Here is a 14,985-nt window from a genome sequence, read left to right as displayed (position 1 = left end):
GCAAGGCCAAATCATCCCAACCCCGACAGGGGCGCCTTGACGAAGGACATAGAGGCACCCCCCGCCGACTCCCGCCGCTACAGAGTGACGAAGTTTTCCCCGGCCAATCACTACGGAGCGCGGTGGTGGCGGCGAGCCCGGTCGAACCACAATGAGTTGGGCAGGAGAACCGGCCCATGAAGCCGGCCCGCCCGCAATGCAATGCCGCAGCCACCCCCAAAACTCGTCGAGTGGCACGGGCGGCGCCGCATCTCAGAACTGTTGAACCACGGCACGACTGGAGCTCACCATGACCACGTCGGTCATATCACGCATGCCGAAAAGTGTGGAAAGACCAACGGCCGGGACCGCTCACGGAGCTGATTCCGGACACGTCAGAACGCTCCCGTGGACGGCGCGGCCAGGGGACGGGGAATGCCTTTACCTGGGGCTGTGCGTCTCCGATCAGGAGACCGATCCTCGCGGCGTCGCACAGGACGCGCCGGTGGCCGGAGACCTTGTCCTCCTCGACGCCCTGCGTCCGGAACACCACGGCCACAATGGCGGCTTCGTGTTCTTCAGGATCTCCTGCTCCCAGCTGGGGATCACCGGGGAAGAGGCGCGTCACCTCGCGGACACCCGGGTGGTGAGCGCGGTCAGCGGCGTCGGGGCGCTGACCTCAAGGTTTCTCGGCGCCCTGATAGGCGAGGACGAGCTGCGCCACTCGGCCAGCGGCAGGCAGCTCTCCCTCAACGCCGTGGACCTCGTCGCCCTTCTCGTGGCCGAACTCCTGGAACCGTACCGGTCCGAATCCGCGGTGGGCGGCGGCGAGATGCTCGCGCGCATACGGGAGTACATCGAGGAGAACCTGATGGACCCCGACATGTCACCGGAATCGATTGCCCGCGCCCACCACATTTCCGTCCGCTACTTGCACAAACTGTTCCAGCGGGACGGCACGACCGTGAGCACATGGATACGGCAGCGCAGGCTGGACTCCTGCCGCGCCGATCTCGGGCGGTTTTCCAACCGCCGACGCACGGTGGCCGCGGTGGCCCAGCGCTGGGGATTCGCCAACCCCTCCCATTTCAGCCGACTGTTCCGGCAGGCGTATGGAGTGTCGCCCAGTGAATGGCAGACAGCGACCTCCGCGCACGGCTGAATTCCCCCGGCCGGCCGCCGATGCGTGCTGAAACCACCCTCCACACCCCCTCAACGGGACGTGAACAGAAGGAAGTGCCCCATGCCCGCATCTCCTCCCACGGTTGTCCTCGTGCACGGTGCCTTCACCGACACGGCCGGCTGGCTCGGAGTCATCGACGAACTCCAGCGTGACGGCATTGCGGTCCTCGCGGTGGCGAACCCGCTGCGCGGTCTGGCGTCGGACGCCGCGTACATCGCCTCCGTGGCGGCCCAGATCGACGGCCCTGTCGTGCTGGTGGGCCACTCCTACGGCGGCGCCCTCATCACCGTCGCCGGCACCGCGCACAACGTCGTCGGACTCGTCTACGTCGCCGCCTACGTCCTCGAAGAGGGCGAGAGCCTCGGCGAACTCCAGGGCCGCTTCCCCCGCGCCGCTCTCGCCGACCACCTGAAGCGGTGGACCTGTCCGGACGGCGACGGTGAGCGCATCACCGAGGTCAGCATCGACCCGGCGGCCTTTCCCCTGGTGTTCGCCGCCGATGTCTCCGCATCCGTCGCAAGAGTTCTGGCGGCGGCGCAGCGGCCGTTGGCCGCCGCCGTGTTCGAGGAGCGCGCCTCGGCCGCCGCCTGGAAGACCAAGCCCTCCTGGGCCCTGATCGCCGGCGCCGACCAGGCCATCAACCCCGACGTCGAACGCTTCGGCGCCGAACGCGCCGCCGCCACCATCATCGAACTCGACGGCGCCTCCCACGCCGTGGCCGTCTCCCGCCCCAAGGACGTCGCCGACCTCATCCTCACCGCCGTCCACGCCACCAGCTGACCCACCCCGGCGCCTCGCGTGGGCCGGCCCTCGGGGCTCATCTCCGCCGGGGCACGGTGCCGGCGACCAGGACCGCCAGCACGGCGCCGGCCGCCAGCGGGGGCGCGGGGGAGTACGTGGCCGCCAGGATGCCCGCCCCCGCGGCCAGAACCGCGAGCCACCCGGCGGTGCTCCCGTGATGGGGGCGCAGGTGCACCGCCCACACGGTGATCAGGAAGACGGCGGCGGGGACGGTGACCGCCGCGCCCGCGAGCACTGACGGTGCGGTGCTGTGCCCCGTGACGTGATCGGCGTACGCGGCCAGACCCGCCCCCTCGGCGGTCGCCGACGCGAAGATCAGATAGTGGCCGTAGGCCCAGGTGAATCTCCTGCGATGGGCCTGACGCGTGGAGGCGAGCAACGTATGCGCAGGGCGGGCGAAGTACAGCCACCACATGGCGAAGGCCATGAGCAGGCCGCCGGCCGCCACCGCGCAGAGCGCCCCGGTGGCGTGGTGCCGGTCAAAGGCGCCGCGGACCGCGACGGTGGCGGACGCGATGGACTCGCCGAGCACGATGAGGGTGAACAGTTCGTAGCGCTCGGCGATGTGGCGGGGATGCCACGGCGTCATCCCCGCGGACTGGGCCCAGACGGGCACCGAGACCTCGGCGACGATCAACACCACGATGCCCGGAAGACGCACCGCCGCGGGAAGGGCGAGCAGGGCGACCCAGCCGATCTGACATACCGTGATCCCAACGGCGAAACGCAGCGTCGTCCTGCGCCGGGCCGCATCGGAGAGCGCCGCACGCAGCCACAGCGCGGCCAGTGCCGTACGCAGCACGACATATCCGAGCGTGATGATCCGCAGGTCGCCCTCGTCGAAGGCGTGGCCGACACCGGCGGCGAGCACCAGCGAGCCCGTGATCTGCACCAGCACGGTCAGCCGGTAGGGAACGTCGTCCGGGTCGTAGGCGGAGGCGAACCAGGTGAAGTTCATCCAGGCCCACCAGATGGTGAAGAAGACCAGCGCGAAGCGGAGCACACCGGCGGCAAGGGTCCCGTGCGTCAGCGCCTCGTGCAGACCTTCGGAAGCCTGTGCCACCGCGACGACGAAACACAGGTCGAAGAGGAGCTCCAGCGAGGTGGCGGACCGGTGCCGTTCACCCGGGTCCCGGCCCGGCATGGTGCGCCACCGAGCCGGGGCCCCGTCCGTGTACGAGGTCCGGGTGCCGTTCAGTTGAGGGCTCTCAGGGCCGCCTCGATCGTCCGGTGGAAGGTGGGGTACGTGTAGATCATGTGCTGGAGCCGGGCGACGGGTACTTCGGCGTGCACGGCCACGTTCAGCCCGTACAGCACCTCGCCTCCGGCGGGGCCCGCCGACGTGGCGCCGACCAGGACACCCCGCTCGGCGTCCTCGACGAGCTTGATGAACCCCTCGCCGCCCGGACCGTGAATCCAGCCGCGGGTGGAGGACGAGAGCGGCACGACAGCGGTGCGCACGCGCAGCCCCTGCTGACGTGCCTGACGCTCCGTCAGTCCCACCGCGCCGATCTCCGGGTCGGTGAAGGTGACGCGGGGCAGAGCCCGGTAGTCGGCGTCGGGCCCCGGCTGCCCGAGGATGTCCCGCACGGCGATCTCCGCCTGGTACATGGAGACATGGGTGAACGCGCCCCGGCCGGTGATGTCGCCCACCGCCCACAGGCCATCGGCGGCCCGCATCTGCCCGTCGGTGTGCAGCGACCGTGCCGCCGGATCGAGCGCCACCGTGTCGACGCCGAGGGCGGCCAGGTCGGCGTAGCGCCCGGTGGCCACCAGGAGCCGCTCCGCGCGCAGCGGCTCGCCACCCTCCTCCAGACGCACGGTGAACGCGGTGCCGTCATGGCCGACCTGCGCCGCCCGGGCGGCGGTGCGGACGCTGACCCCGTCTGCCCGCAGCGCCCGCGTGGCCAACTCCCCGGCCTCCGGCTCCTCCCGCGACAGCAGCCGGTCCTGCCCCTCGACCACCGTGACCCGGCACCCGAAGCGGGCGAAGACCTGGGCGAGCTCGACCCCTATGGCGCCGCCGCCGAGCACGATCATCGACGCGGGCAACTCCTTGGCCGCCATGGCGTCCCGGTTCGTCCAGTACGGCGTCCGGGCGAGGCCCGGCACCGGAGGGACCCGGGGCCGGGTGCCGGTGGCGAGCACGACACCGCGCCGGGCCTCGAACGTCTGGTCGCCGACGGACACCCGCCGGGTGCCGCTCAGGCGGGCCCTTCCCCGGACGAGCCGACCGCCCTTGGCCGTCAGCCGGTCCGCGGCCACCCGGTCGTTCCAGTCGTCGGTGGCCTCACCGCGGACGCGCCCGGAGACCTTGCCCCAATCGGGGGCCACGGCCGCTTCGCCTGCGAGGGCGGGAACCCGGGCCGCCTCGGCGAGCAGGTTCCCGGCCCGGATCATCATCTTGCTGGGCACGCAGCCCCAGTACGGGCACTCACCCCCGACGAGTTCCGCCTCGATCCCCACCACGTCCAGGCCCGCCTCGGCCAGCGTGCCCGCGATGTGCTCACCGCCCGGCCCCAGGCCGACGACCACCACATCCACTTGCTCGTTCGTACGCATGCCACTCCTCGCCTCGGGCTGTCACGCAGAGGTTAGGAGCGGGCGAGGGGCCGCCCGTGCCCGCCGGCGCACGGGCGCTTGTCCCAGAGCGAACGGGTCGCGCCCGCCACGGAGCGCAGTGCGCCGGCAGGCGTCACCGTGTGCGCTCGACGGCAACTCGCCGCATCCGCAGGCGCCTAGCGTCACCGTCGTACCTACCGCACAGCACCGCAGGAGGAAGACCGTGACCAGCAACGCCATGACCGTGAGCGGCAACGCCGAGCCCGTGAGCGGCAGCCAGCCGCGGCTGCATCAGAAGGGAGACGTGATCCAGGAGTTCGGGACCGTCAAGCAGTTCCCGGTCGGCCTGTCCTACGAGGCCCGGATGTACGGGTGCCAGCGCCTGAACCGCGTCCTGGCGGACACACAGATCCTCTACGGCCTCTACAAGAAGCACCACTGGCTGATGCGCGGCGCGACCTTCTACCAACTGCACGTGGTCCTGGACAAGCACGCCGGGGAACAGCTCGAACTCGTCGACACGCTTGCCGAACGCGTCCAGTCCCTGGGCGGCGTCGCGGTCGGCGACCCCCGGCACGTCGCGGAGATCACGTCGATCCCGCGGCCCCCGGACGGGGCGGAGGAGGTGCCGGTGATGCTGTCCCGGCTGCTGGAGGCGCATGAGGCCATCCTGATCGAGGCTCACGACGCAGCGGCCCGGACCGCGGAACTGGGCGACGACGGCAGCAACGACCTGTTGGTCTCACAGGTGATCAGGACCGGGGAACGTCAGGCGTGGTTCCTGGCCGAGCATTTGGTCGACACCCCGCTGGTCCGCGCCTGACGCATGGTGGCGCATCGCGACACGCTCGCGGACAGCAGGTGTCCGCAGGCTCATGGTGTCTCCCAGGGGTGCTGCCGCTGCAACGCGGCCGGATAGCTGGTGGCGTCTCAGCCGTTCGACAATCCGGACCCGCGGAATGTGAGGCGACGGCGCGGCCTCACATTCCGGCGCGCTGTCTTGTCGTTGAGGTGAAAGCACACTCGAGTGAGGGAGCCGTGACGATGACCACCCCGGGGCTCGACGCGATCACGGGGGAGCGGGGCCAGTTGATCAATCTGGCGTACCGGCTGCTGGGCTCCCTGGCCGAGGCTGAGGACGCCGTACAGGAGACCTACGCCCGCTGGTATGCCATGTCCCGGCAGCAGCAGGACGCCATCGGTTCCCCCGGCGCCTGGCTGACGACGGTCGCCAGCCGTATCTGCCTCAATGTGCTCGGTTCGGCACGGGCCCGGCGGGAGACGTACGTCGGCCAATGGCTCCCCGAACCGCTGCCCGAGCGTACGGGCCGACCAGCGGCCGGCCGGGCGGCGGGGCTGGGGACCCGGCCGACCGGGTCACCCTGGATGAGTCGGTCAGCCTGGCCTTTCTGGTCGTGCTCGATTCCATGACCCCGGCCGAACGCGTCTCGTTCATCCTGCACGACGTCTTCCGCTACCCCTTCGCGGAAGTGGCCGGGATCGTCGGCCGCACACCAGCGGCATGCCGTCAGCTGGCCTCCTCGGCCCGTCGCCGTATCCGGACCGGGCAGGAGACGCCGCCCCCGCCCCCGGAAGCACGGCGCGCCGGCATCATCAGGGACTTCAAGCACGCGTGGGAGGCCAAGGACATAGACGCCCTGATCGGCCTGCTCGACCCCCACGCCACCGCGATCGCCGACGGCGGCGGCCTTGCCACGACCTTCCTGAATCCCATTGCGGGCGGCCGGCAGATCGCGCACGCCTGGGCGGAGATTGCCCGCCGCAAGCCCGGCGACATGACGTTCCTGGAGCGCAGGGTCAACGGTCAGCCCGGTGTGGTGGCCGAGCAGGACGGCCGCGTCGTGACGGTGTTCGCGTTCGAGGTCGCGGGAGACCGGATCAAGAACATCTGGGTGGTGCGCAACCCCGACAAACTCCGCTACTGGGTGAGCGGCTGAGCCGGATGAGACAGACCGCTGGGCCCCGGTGCGTGGATCGGTGAGGCGGGGCAGGGCGGCGGCTCGCAGGCTCGGGTGGGGAGCCGGACGGGAGCGCGGGCTGGCTGCGGCTGCGGAGCCAAGGTGCCTCGCGGGAGGTCCCGGTGCGGGCGTCGGCCCCGGCCCCCTCCGGGGAAACCGCTGAGCCGCCCGGGTGCGCGGCCGACGGATCCACCCACCGCGAACCGGCCTACCTCCAGAACCCGTAGCCGCCACTGAAGCACGGCAGCCACAGCCAACTGGGCTTGCCTTTCCACCTGCTGTGTCCTGCGCGGTAGGGAGTGTCGGCGACCGGCGATATCTGCAGGGCGTGGACGACGTGTTTTCGGGCCTGGTGGCCCGCCGCACGGTAGGGATGTCGCACAGCTTCTGACACTGTCGCGCAGGTGACTTCTGTAGGGCGTGCCCTGCCGACGATGGTCCCCGGGCGTCGGTCGAAGGCGGCTAGAGGTCGGTCCAGGGCCGTGGTTCGGCACTGCCGGTGAGGTGAGGGGCGTCCAGACGGGAGTAGAAGGCCCTTGCTGTTCGAGGTCTTCGAGTACGGCGGCGGCGAGGGGGACGTGGAGGGCGAGGTGGGCGACGGCGGGGTGGACCTCGGCCATGGACCGCAGGTCGGCCGTCCGGTTGGCCATCGTGCGGCGACCGGCGCCGGTGAGGATGAACAGGACGCGGAGGAGAGGGGGATACCAGCGCTTCCCACGGCGGGCCTCGTACCCGTGTACCGGTACCACCAGCGTGGCATGGGCCGACCCCGTGGAGGGGCCCATCCTTCGCCCGACATGTCGACGATCTCGCCGAGCTGCTCGACGCATGGGACATGGTGCCCCGGGCCGTGTTGATCGGGCACTCCTGCCGCACTGACCTGGCGAGCCGGTTCTGCCTGGCACGTCCCGGTCGAGTTGCCGCGATGCCGCTGACTTTGCTGGCTTCATCGTCTTACGCACGCGGACCATTTCGTGATCGGCTATCGCTCTGGAGCGAGATGAGGATCTCCGTGACGGGAAACAACAAAGCAGCGTGGACACCGTCCCGCGCCTGCGTGAGCCTGGCTCTTGCGCTGCTTGCGGCTGGCTGCAGTCCGCCCGAGCGCCCCCTGGTGGCCATCGGTAAGGGCTCGAATGCAGAGATATGGGCGCTGCTGCGGACCTGCTCGGACGACGATCCTCTCCGTGAGGTCGTGATCGGCAGGAGTGAGGAGACGGGCGAGACAGTGGAACCGGGGGCCCTGGAAGGCTGGTCGGCCCGCCCGTCCGGTTCTGTCAAAGGCGAGACGCAGTTCAGCCTCTTCACTCTCCCGAAAGACTGGCGGGGCGACGTTGTTTCCGCCACGAAGCTGGCATCGGAGGGGGACTACTCGGTGAGCTTTGCCGTCGGGCCGAACGAGACCGTGCGCTACAAGGGCGTTGTCCGTTTCACAGCTGCGGACGTCGAGGGCCTGGCCCCGGGACAGTGGTGGGCCGACGGAAAGGCCATGAGCCGTGCGGAGTTCCGGACGCTGGCCAACGACTCTTGCTGAGGACCGACGTCGAGCGTCATACCCGCGCCGATTGGAAGCGGCAAGATGACACGGGGAGAGTTCGCGCATGCCGGCGGGTGGTCGGAGCGAGCGCCCGGCACCCGGAACTGCACCCCCATCCCGAAACGGTGGGCGGTGGAGCGGACCTGCGGCTGGCTGATGCTCCACCGCCGCCTGGCCCGCGACCACGAGAGACTCACCCGCATCGCTCCGAAGCCATGATCCACCTCGCCACGACCAACCTCATGGCCAGTCCGTGGGCCTTGACGGCGTACCGCCGATGATCCAGTGGGTAGGGCGGCCTGATGGCAAGGACGTCGGCGAGCAGGCTTCGGTGCAGGCCGGACAGCATTATGCAGCGATCGAGACCCGGTCGGTGAGCTCGGTGAAGCGGGATTCCCGCATATCGCGGATGGTCCTGTCGATCAGGGTGCGCAGCATGGGCCGCTGCGCCAGCAGCAGGTCCGGGTTCAGGAAGGCGGTCAGGTCCTCGCCCTGTCCCTCGGTGAGCACCGTGCGGTACAGGCTCATGCGTGAGCGCGGGCGGTCCAGGTCGAAGGAGCGCAGCCCGGGCCGGACCACGTGCAGGGGCAGGCTGACCGTGCCGTGGGCGGGACCGGCCAGGTCGGCCAGGTGCTCGGGCAGGCGGCTGGTGTAGCGCGCCCGGATGAGACTACGCATGACCGCTGTCGTCACTGACTTGAAAGTCCCATTCCCTACAGGGAATTGTCGGTCTCCACCGTGCCCCGCAGGATCTGATCCAAGTGGACCTGCCCGGGCAAGGAGACGAAGATGATCGAGATCGACCCGCAGCAGCTGGCCGACCGCTACATGGCTCAATGGAATGTGCCCGATGCCGCAGAGCGCCGCGCTGCCATCGAACGGCTCTGGGCCGAGGACGGCACCCATATCCTTCACCCGCCTGCGGAGATACGGGAGGCCGCCGCGGATCTCGGCTTCGACCACCCGACTCTGGAGGCACAGGGACACGACGCCATCGAGACCCGAGTGGCGCGAAGCTACGAGCGGTTCGTCGTGAAACAGGGGTTCGCGTTCCGGGTGCGCCCCGGTGCGATACGTCTCAATGGCGTGGTCAGGGTCGGCTGGGAGGCGGTGTACACCGAAAGCGGCGACGTGGTGGGTGGTGGTTCGGACATCCTCGTACTCGACGACAACGGCCGCATCAAGGTGGACTACATGTTCCCGGGCTCATGAGCGGCGGCAGCACAAGCCTTTGCCCCGGCGGCTGCTGAGAGAGCCTCGGCAGTGGCCGGGTCGGCCGGCAGGAACGCCTCCAGCTTCAGCTCGGCAAGGGTCACGTCGACGGCGGTGGCGAAGGTTGTCACAGTTGTCATCAGGCGGAGCTCACCGCAGGAGGACCGCAGACGCAGTGGCACCGCGAAACCGAGTTGCCCGGCGGACGGCTCCAGCGCGGGAACGTACCCGGTGAGTTCAGCGCGCAACTCCTCCAGATGCTCAAGGCGCACCAGGATGTGGCGCGCCCACTCGGCGAGGTTGAGGATGCGGGGAGCCAGTCCGCCGGGATGCAGCGCCAGGCGGTAGATGTTCGTGCCGGGGCCCACCAGCTCGGGGGCCGCGCCCTCGGTGATCAGGTCGAATGCGGTGTTCGCGGCGATCAGGTCACCGCCTCGGTCCACAACCACCGCCGGATACGGCAGATGCCCGCGGAGGATGTGGTCGATCGCCGTGCGTACGGGGGCCAGCACGGGATCGTCCAGTGAGCTCTCCGGGTAGGCGGGCGCGTACCCGGCGGCCAGCAGCAGTTCGTTGCGCTCCCGCAGCGGCAGGTCCAGCGACTCGGCCAGGCGCACGACCATGTTCCGGCCCGGGACAGACCTGCCGGATTCAATGAAACTGAGGTAGCGCTGGGTGGTGCCTGCTCGCAGCGCCAGATCGAGCTGGCTGACATGACGGCGGGTACGACGTTCACGGAGCGTACGAGGGAAGTCCACGGGCCTGTTGTAACGGTGGCGGAGGGTCCCGGGCCATTCCCCGCAGGGAATTGCCGCCACTCGTACCGGTCGTGAACATGGCCGGCATGGACATCGGTGTACTGCTTCCGACCGGAACCGCCCAGTGGGGCCCTGCCGACGACCCTCGCGAGCTGATTGCCTTCGGCCGCTATGCCGAACGCTCGGGATTCTCGTCGCTCTTCGCCAACGATTCCCTGCTCAGCCCGCGCATCGAGGCGCTCACGATGCTGGCCGCACTGGCCCCCGTGACCGAGACCGTGACGCTGGGCACAGCTGCACTGATGCCGTGACTCCGTCGGCCGATCCAGGCCGCGCAGGCACTTGCCTCCATCGACCTGCTGTCCGGTGGCTCATCAACGCCCAAGCACGGGAGTGTCCGGCCGTCGCCGCGCGGGTGCGGCGGCGGCCGGGGCGCGGGGGACCGAGGCTCCCCCTCGATGGTCCCCGCGCGGTGCCCTCCTGGCGGCGGGGCAGGACTGGTCCCTGCCCGGGGCTGCCCAACCAGCTGGTGTCACCGGACTGTTGAGGCTAGTGGCCTGTTGCGCTGAGGCGTATACCTGTGCGGGCCCTGCCATGCGGTGGACCGCCGGCGGGCACGGGCCGTCTTCTCAGGCGTTGAGGTTGAAGACGGGTACTTCCAGTGCCTCGTACGGCTGGGGCGCCACCGTAGCGACCAGGGCGCCCTCGGGGCGGTCGAGCGTGGGGCGCGCGGCGTGGACTGCGGCGGCCACGCCGTAGGAGACATGGCGTTGGTGGAGGGCAGCGATTGTGTGGGCGGCTGCATAGTCGGTGTCGAGGGTGTGCAGGACGTCCAGGATGCCGAGGTAGTCCACGATGCCGGTTCGTTCGCGTTCGGCTTCCAGCGCGCACGTGATCGGCACCCAGAGCCGGACCACCGGGTCGCCGGCAGCGAGGTGGATGAGGCCGGAGACCTGCTTGCTGCCGCCGAGTGCGAGGAGGGTAGCGGTGTCCAGGACGTAGTGTTCCAGGATCACGCGCCCGGGTCCCGCCCGTCCGTCGTTTCCGTGGCGTGGGTGTGGCGGGCGGACTGTGCCTGGCGCATGCGCTCGCGCAGTGATCCCGCCTCGCTGTCACTGATGGTGTGACCGAACTCTGCTTGCAGGAACGTGTCCGTGCGTGCGGCGCGTTCGCGCAGCTGCTCAGGGGTGAGGGCGGTGGCGGCGAATTCCTCGATCAGCGCCCGCATCGTCATGTTCCTGGCCTGCGCCAGGGCGGAGAGCTTGTCCCGCGTCTGTGAGTCGATCTTGATGGTCGTGTCCACACCAGGAGTATACCAGCGAGAATACTTCCGCTGTATGCCGACCGGAAGAAGCGTCTCGCAGCGCTGCGGCCGACGGGTGCTCGGATGCTGGCCAGGCGATAGCTTCAAGTAACCGCAGGGCTGTTGGTGGCCAGCGTCAGGCTAGGGGGGTACATGCCCGGAGGCGGAAACCAGAGACGAGAGCGGTTGAGACTGGCGAGACGTCGTCCTGCGCCGGGCCGCGTGAGGGCCCGTGTGCCGGACCGCGAAGAGCAGCCTCGCGGCGGGGAGCCGCGACGCATCGACTGGACTACGTGGGGAACGGTCGCCGGAGTAATCGCAGGTATCGGCACGTTGCTGTTCACAGCCATCGCGACCTACTACGGGGCCATAACAACCTCCTACGGGGTTGATGTAGCGAAAGATCAACTGGACCAGTCCCGAGAAGACGCTGCTCGCGAGGACCGTGATCAAGCAAGCCAAGTAGCCGCCTGGGCGGAAGGTGACGGAAAAGGAAACTTTTCCGTTCACCTGCGGAACAGGTCTCAGGACCCAGTGGAATCAATACGAATCCTCTTCTGGGTCTACATCGAACCTATGGACCGATCCGGCCGTGCGGTTGTCGCCCGATTTGAGTTTCCCTATGCGGTGATCGGCCCCTGCACGGACTTGATAGTCGAAGAGAAGGCCTTGCTGTACACCAAGAAGTTTCTTGGCCGCTTGCGCAAGATTCCTGATGACACTGGTGTCGAGGTCAAGCACGTGCAGTTCATGGATCGAGACGGCGCGCGATGGGTGCGCGCCCCCGGAAGCGGCCTCGACCAAATTGACCCGCGCTCCCCGGACAGGTGGTTGCAGAACAGGCCCTCCGGTGTGAAGCAACTGGACGGCATCGTCGACGGTAAACCGGTCTTCAAGCCCGCGTCCGGGTGCGACGGCGAGAGGGCATAGAAGGGGTGCTGCCGTGGCGCGGGCTTTCGGGCGGGACTAGCGCTCGGTGTCCAGTGGCTGGGTGGGCTGTTGGTCGGTGCGCTCGACGGTCACCGTCGTCTCGGCCTTCTCTCAGTTCTCTTTCCGGGTCTGCATGGCGTCGGTCGCGGCGGCCTGGGCGACGAAGGCCGTTCGGAGCAGACCTGCATCATCGCGGCCGCCGACAAGTCGGGAGGCCGGACGGCCGCCCGGCCCCCGACACGGTCCCGGTGCCCGAGCTGTCCGACTCTGATTCGGACCCCGCGGCCGCGCGGACGGCTTGCTCCGGCAGCCCTCACCCAGTTCCGCAGGGTCTCCGGATTGATCCACAGTTCGGCGGGGACCGATCTGATCGTCGCCTCCGGCCGCGACTTCGTAGAGCGCGACCGCGTCCGCCCTGAACTCAGGCGGGTAGTTCTTCGTGACCACGAGATGTCCGTTCTCAGATCTTCAGGTTCCAGTGTCTCGTGTGTTCAACATCAGGGGGCAAGGCCCGACTTCTCATGGGGATTGGAGTCTGAATCTCACAGCCAACGGTCAAAATAGGGGACATGGGATAGGAGTGACGCATGACTGAGCCCATGAGAGGAAGGCGGCGTGTCAGGTGGGGCGTTGCCGCGCTTGGTCTCTGCGCCCTTCTGTTCACCGCGTCAGCAATCTTCGGCTACCCCGCAGCGGTCTTCTGCACAGTTGGAGCCATCGCTGTTGTGGCTGTGATCGCTGTGGCGCGTGGCTTGTCTGAGCGTGACCGCTGATGGGCAGACGATTCGGATAACGCGAACATGGAATACGAGCGCGACGACAAAGTCTGAGCGAAATCGATTAGTGGATTCTGTTTTGCCGCTTACCGTGCCCGCATCCGGAGTTCGAGTCGGAGGCTTGGCGGATTGTGTGCGGGTTTCCCCGACGGTGCCGCGCACCTGTGCCATTGGGTCGTGTGTGCTGGTGGTCTTCCTTGGTCTAGTGGTGGCTACTGGTGGGCGGTGTGGTTTCCCTGTGCTCTGTCTCACGACCCCTGCGGCCACAGCCCTTGGCGGGTGCATGGGTAGAGCTGGTGAGAGTCGGGTGGTCGGTCCGCTGTTTCCGGGCTGGTGGGGTGCGCGGTAGTCGCGCTCTCAGGTGGGACCGGTATGACCAGTACGAGCGGGCCGACCGGATGGGCGAAGGACCCGCCACGATGGGGTTGGTCAACGGTTCATGGCGGTTCACCAGGGGCCTGCGGAGAACCCTTCGAGACGTCGGATCAGTCGTCAGAAGGAGAGAACATGCGTATTCGCACAGCCCTGGCAACCGTGGCTCTGGCTGCCTCAATGGCCCTCGCGGGGGCCGCCACCGCATTTGCGGACGACGGTCCTGGAGACGCCTCCGTTAGCGAGATCGCGAACGAGGTGAATTCTGAAGTGACGTTCCACAACGACCTGAGCGATTTGGCGGAGTGACGTCCGCTTCCTTAGCCGCTGGAGCCGTGGCACTGCTCAGGTGCCGGATGCGGTCTGTTCGGAGTCGTGCCCGTCGATGTGGGCCGTGTAGTGGATGACGCGCTTCCATGCGCCGTGGGTGCTGGTGACGTCGATGGAGTTGCCGACTGCCTGGACGGGGATGTTTACGGGAATCTGAGCGGTGTTGCCGGAGAGCACTCCCGGCGAGTTCTGGACTGCGCCGCTGGCGCCGGCGTCGGCGAACGCGAGTCCGGCCGTACCCGAGCTGGTCGTCGGTGAGGGTATCGCGCCCGCCTTGGCCTTCGTTCTCGATGGACAGCCACGCACTGTTGGCCGCAGCCTGCGCCCGCGGGCGGTCGCTGCTGTCGACCCACTGATACAGGGCGCCGTTCTTGCTGGTGCCGAAGTGCGACGATGCCCGTGCGTTGCGGTTGCGGAACCAACTGTCGGTGCCGGACGGGGTTCCGGCCATGATGTGGACGACGACGCCGTATACTTGGGCCTGTCCGTCGTTGGTGAAGTTGACCGGGATGGGGCGCCATGTGGCGCCGGGTATGCGTGCCAAGGGGAAGTCTCCAGACATGCGAAGGCCCCACCACTCAAGAAATGGCGGGGCGGGGGTGCTGCCGCCCTCGGGGCGGGGCAGCTAGGTCAAGTTGTGGGCTGGATCATGGGGGCGCCTTCGAGGCGTCAGCAGTCGCTGCCGTGTGAGGGGTCGAACGTTCCGCTGACTTCGACGGCATTACAGGCGAGCTGGCCGGGGACCTTGATCGGGTTCTGGAGGGCGTCGGCGGCGACGGCGGGGCCGTCGTCGGCGCTGGCCGTGCTGGCCCCGCCGATTACGGTGACTGTGGCGAGCATGGCGGTGGCGAAGATGGTTCGGATATGCATGGGTACCTCCTGGCGAGGGGACTGGCTTTTCGAGTTCTAGGTCTTACCGATCCGCCATGCGGATAAAACGATCATGAGCCGTCTGCGTGAACTGGTCCCTTCGTTTGTGGGACCTTGATCGCGTCTCAGGCGAGATCGGTCGTAAAGGGCTGCAGAACCGGTGACTTATCGTCGAGGGCGCCGTTGGTACAGGCACCGGGGCGGCGGCATCTGTTGCATTAACTCTTGCGGGAACTGTTGCACTGGTCCTTGCGTCATCTGTTGCACCGGTATGTGAGAGGTCGGGGTGTCTTTGCTGGCGAGGGGGTGTATGGGTGTGTGGTCGGGGGTCTGACATCCCCTCTGCTGCCCCTGCTCCCGCGCCCGTTGGATGAAGGGTGGGGGCGGGTGCGG

16 protein-coding genes and 3 pseudogenes are annotated in these 14,985 nt (G+C 68.4%); 10 read left to right on the top strand and 9 right to left on the bottom strand.

Going from position 1 to position 14,985, the window contains the following annotated elements; genetic code table 11:
* Nucleotides 1-484: 484 nt before the first annotated feature.
* On the top strand, nucleotides 485-1,141 hold the full coding sequence (locus IE226_RS42370; RefSeq protein WP_229871947.1) for a helix-turn-helix domain-containing protein: 657 nt from the start codon (nucleotides 485-487) through the stop codon (nucleotides 1,139-1,141).
* A gap of 81 nt (nucleotides 1,142-1,222) precedes the next feature.
* On the top strand, nucleotides 1,223-1,942 hold the full coding sequence (locus IE226_RS42365) for an alpha/beta fold hydrolase (RefSeq protein WP_190086868.1): 720 nt from the start codon (nucleotides 1,223-1,225) through the stop codon (nucleotides 1,940-1,942).
* Nucleotides 1,943-1,979: 37 nt separating this feature from the next.
* Here IE226_RS42365 and IE226_RS42360 read toward each other — a convergent pair whose 3' ends face one another.
* Nucleotides 1,980-3,107 carry a low temperature requirement protein A gene (locus tag IE226_RS42360; protein ID WP_190086867.1) on the bottom strand — a complete coding sequence of 376 codons (1,128 nt, stop codon included), beginning with the start codon at nucleotides 3,105-3,107 and terminating at the stop codon, nucleotides 1,980-1,982.
* 50 nt (nucleotides 3,108-3,157) lie between these two features.
* Nucleotides 3,158-4,525, bottom strand: a complete 1,368-nt coding sequence (locus IE226_RS42355) for a dihydrolipoyl dehydrogenase family protein (protein WP_190086866.1) — start codon at nucleotides 4,523-4,525, stop codon at nucleotides 3,158-3,160.
* A gap of 238 nt (nucleotides 4,526-4,763) precedes the next feature.
* On the opposite strand from IE226_RS42355, the gene IE226_RS42350 reads away from it, so the two are divergent.
* The 4 genes and pseudogenes from IE226_RS42350 to IE226_RS42335 all read left to right on the top strand — a co-directional run.
* Nucleotides 4,764-5,348: a Dps family protein gene (locus IE226_RS42350; protein ID WP_190086871.1), complete on the top strand. Its 585-nt coding sequence runs from the start codon at nucleotides 4,764-4,766 to the stop codon at nucleotides 5,346-5,348.
* 221 nt (nucleotides 5,349-5,569) lie between these two features.
* Nucleotides 5,570-6,483 (top strand): annotated as a pseudogene (gene sigJ / locus IE226_RS42345) (RNA polymerase sigma factor SigJ).
* A 1,033-nt stretch (nucleotides 6,484-7,516) separates the two neighbouring features.
* Nucleotides 7,517-8,038, top strand: a complete 522-nt coding sequence (locus IE226_RS42340) for a hypothetical protein (RefSeq protein ID WP_190086865.1) — start codon at nucleotides 7,517-7,519, stop codon at nucleotides 8,036-8,038.
* A gap of 87 nt (nucleotides 8,039-8,125) precedes the next feature.
* Nucleotides 8,126-8,322, top strand: a pseudogene (locus IE226_RS42335) (transposase); the annotation flags it as partial.
* Between the two features lie 67 nt (nucleotides 8,323-8,389).
* Here IE226_RS42335 and IE226_RS42330 read toward each other — a convergent pair.
* Nucleotides 8,390-8,719, bottom strand: a complete 330-nt coding sequence (locus IE226_RS42330; protein ID WP_190086864.1) for a transcriptional regulator — start codon at nucleotides 8,717-8,719, stop codon at nucleotides 8,390-8,392.
* 111 nt (nucleotides 8,720-8,830) lie between these two features.
* On the opposite strand from IE226_RS42330, the gene IE226_RS42325 reads away from it, so the two are divergent.
* A complete protein-coding gene (locus IE226_RS42325) occupies nucleotides 8,831-9,253 on the top strand; it encodes a PDDEXK family nuclease (RefSeq protein WP_190086863.1) in 423 nt (140 codons plus the stop codon).
* Here IE226_RS42325 and IE226_RS42320 read toward each other — a convergent pair.
* A complete protein-coding gene (locus IE226_RS42320; protein ID WP_190086862.1) occupies nucleotides 9,232-10,011 on the bottom strand; it encodes a helix-turn-helix domain-containing protein in 780 nt (259 codons plus the stop codon). The two genes, IE226_RS42325 and IE226_RS42320, sit on opposite strands and share 22 nt — an antisense overlap.
* A gap of 86 nt (nucleotides 10,012-10,097) precedes the next feature.
* On the opposite strand from IE226_RS42320, the gene IE226_RS42315 reads away from it, so the two are divergent.
* Nucleotides 10,098-10,322, top strand: a complete 225-nt coding sequence (locus IE226_RS42315) for an LLM class flavin-dependent oxidoreductase (RefSeq protein WP_229871946.1) — start codon at nucleotides 10,098-10,100, stop codon at nucleotides 10,320-10,322.
* Between the two features lie 318 nt (nucleotides 10,323-10,640).
* Here IE226_RS42315 and IE226_RS42310 read toward each other — a convergent pair whose 3' ends face one another.
* Nucleotides 10,641-11,027, bottom strand: coding sequence for a PIN domain-containing protein (locus IE226_RS42310; protein WP_190086861.1), 387 nt, complete (start codon nucleotides 11,025-11,027; stop codon nucleotides 10,641-10,643).
* Entirely contained in the window at nucleotides 11,024-11,314 is a 291-nt protein-coding gene (locus IE226_RS42305) for a hypothetical protein (RefSeq protein ID WP_190086860.1), read from the bottom strand. The genes IE226_RS42310 and IE226_RS42305 overlap by 4 nt, the downstream gene beginning before the upstream one ends.
* A gap of 234 nt (nucleotides 11,315-11,548) precedes the next feature.
* Here IE226_RS42305 and IE226_RS42300 point away from each other — a divergent pair, with 234 nt between their 5' ends.
* Nucleotides 11,549-12,244 (top strand): hypothetical protein, encoded by a 696-nt coding sequence (locus IE226_RS42300; protein WP_190086859.1) that lies wholly within the window; start codon nucleotides 11,549-11,551, stop codon nucleotides 12,242-12,244.
* A 1,283-nt stretch (nucleotides 12,245-13,527) separates the two neighbouring features.
* The gene (locus tag IE226_RS42295) at nucleotides 13,528-13,701 is read left to right on the top strand and encodes a hypothetical protein (protein ID WP_190086858.1); all 174 of its coding nucleotides are present in this window, start codon (nucleotides 13,528-13,530) and stop codon (nucleotides 13,699-13,701) included.
* Between the two features lie 36 nt (nucleotides 13,702-13,737).
* Here the strand turns inward: IE226_RS42295 and IE226_RS42290 are convergent, their stop codons facing one another.
* From IE226_RS42290 to IE226_RS42280, 3 genes and pseudogenes are all read right to left on the bottom strand, one after another.
* Nucleotides 13,738-14,028 carry a chaplin gene (locus IE226_RS42290; RefSeq protein WP_373307116.1) on the bottom strand — a complete coding sequence of 97 codons (291 nt, stop codon included), beginning with the start codon at nucleotides 14,026-14,028 and terminating at the stop codon, nucleotides 13,738-13,740.
* Nucleotides 13,976-14,173 (bottom strand): annotated as a pseudogene (locus IE226_RS44690) (peptidoglycan recognition protein family protein); the annotation flags it as partial. The gene IE226_RS42290 and the pseudogene IE226_RS44690, both read right to left, overlap by 53 nt.
* 218 nt (nucleotides 14,174-14,391) lie before the next feature.
* Nucleotides 14,392-14,592, bottom strand: coding sequence for a hypothetical protein (locus IE226_RS42280; protein ID WP_190086857.1), 201 nt, complete (start codon nucleotides 14,590-14,592; stop codon nucleotides 14,392-14,394).
* Between the last annotated feature and the right edge of the window lie 393 nt (nucleotides 14,593-14,985).

The sequence above is a fragment of the Streptomyces longisporoflavus genome, assembly GCF_014649775.1.
GTDB classification, from domain to species: domain Bacteria; phylum Actinomycetota; class Actinomycetes; order Streptomycetales; family Streptomycetaceae; genus Streptomyces; species Streptomyces longisporoflavus.
This window is presented reverse-complemented; position numbering and strand designations above follow the sequence as displayed.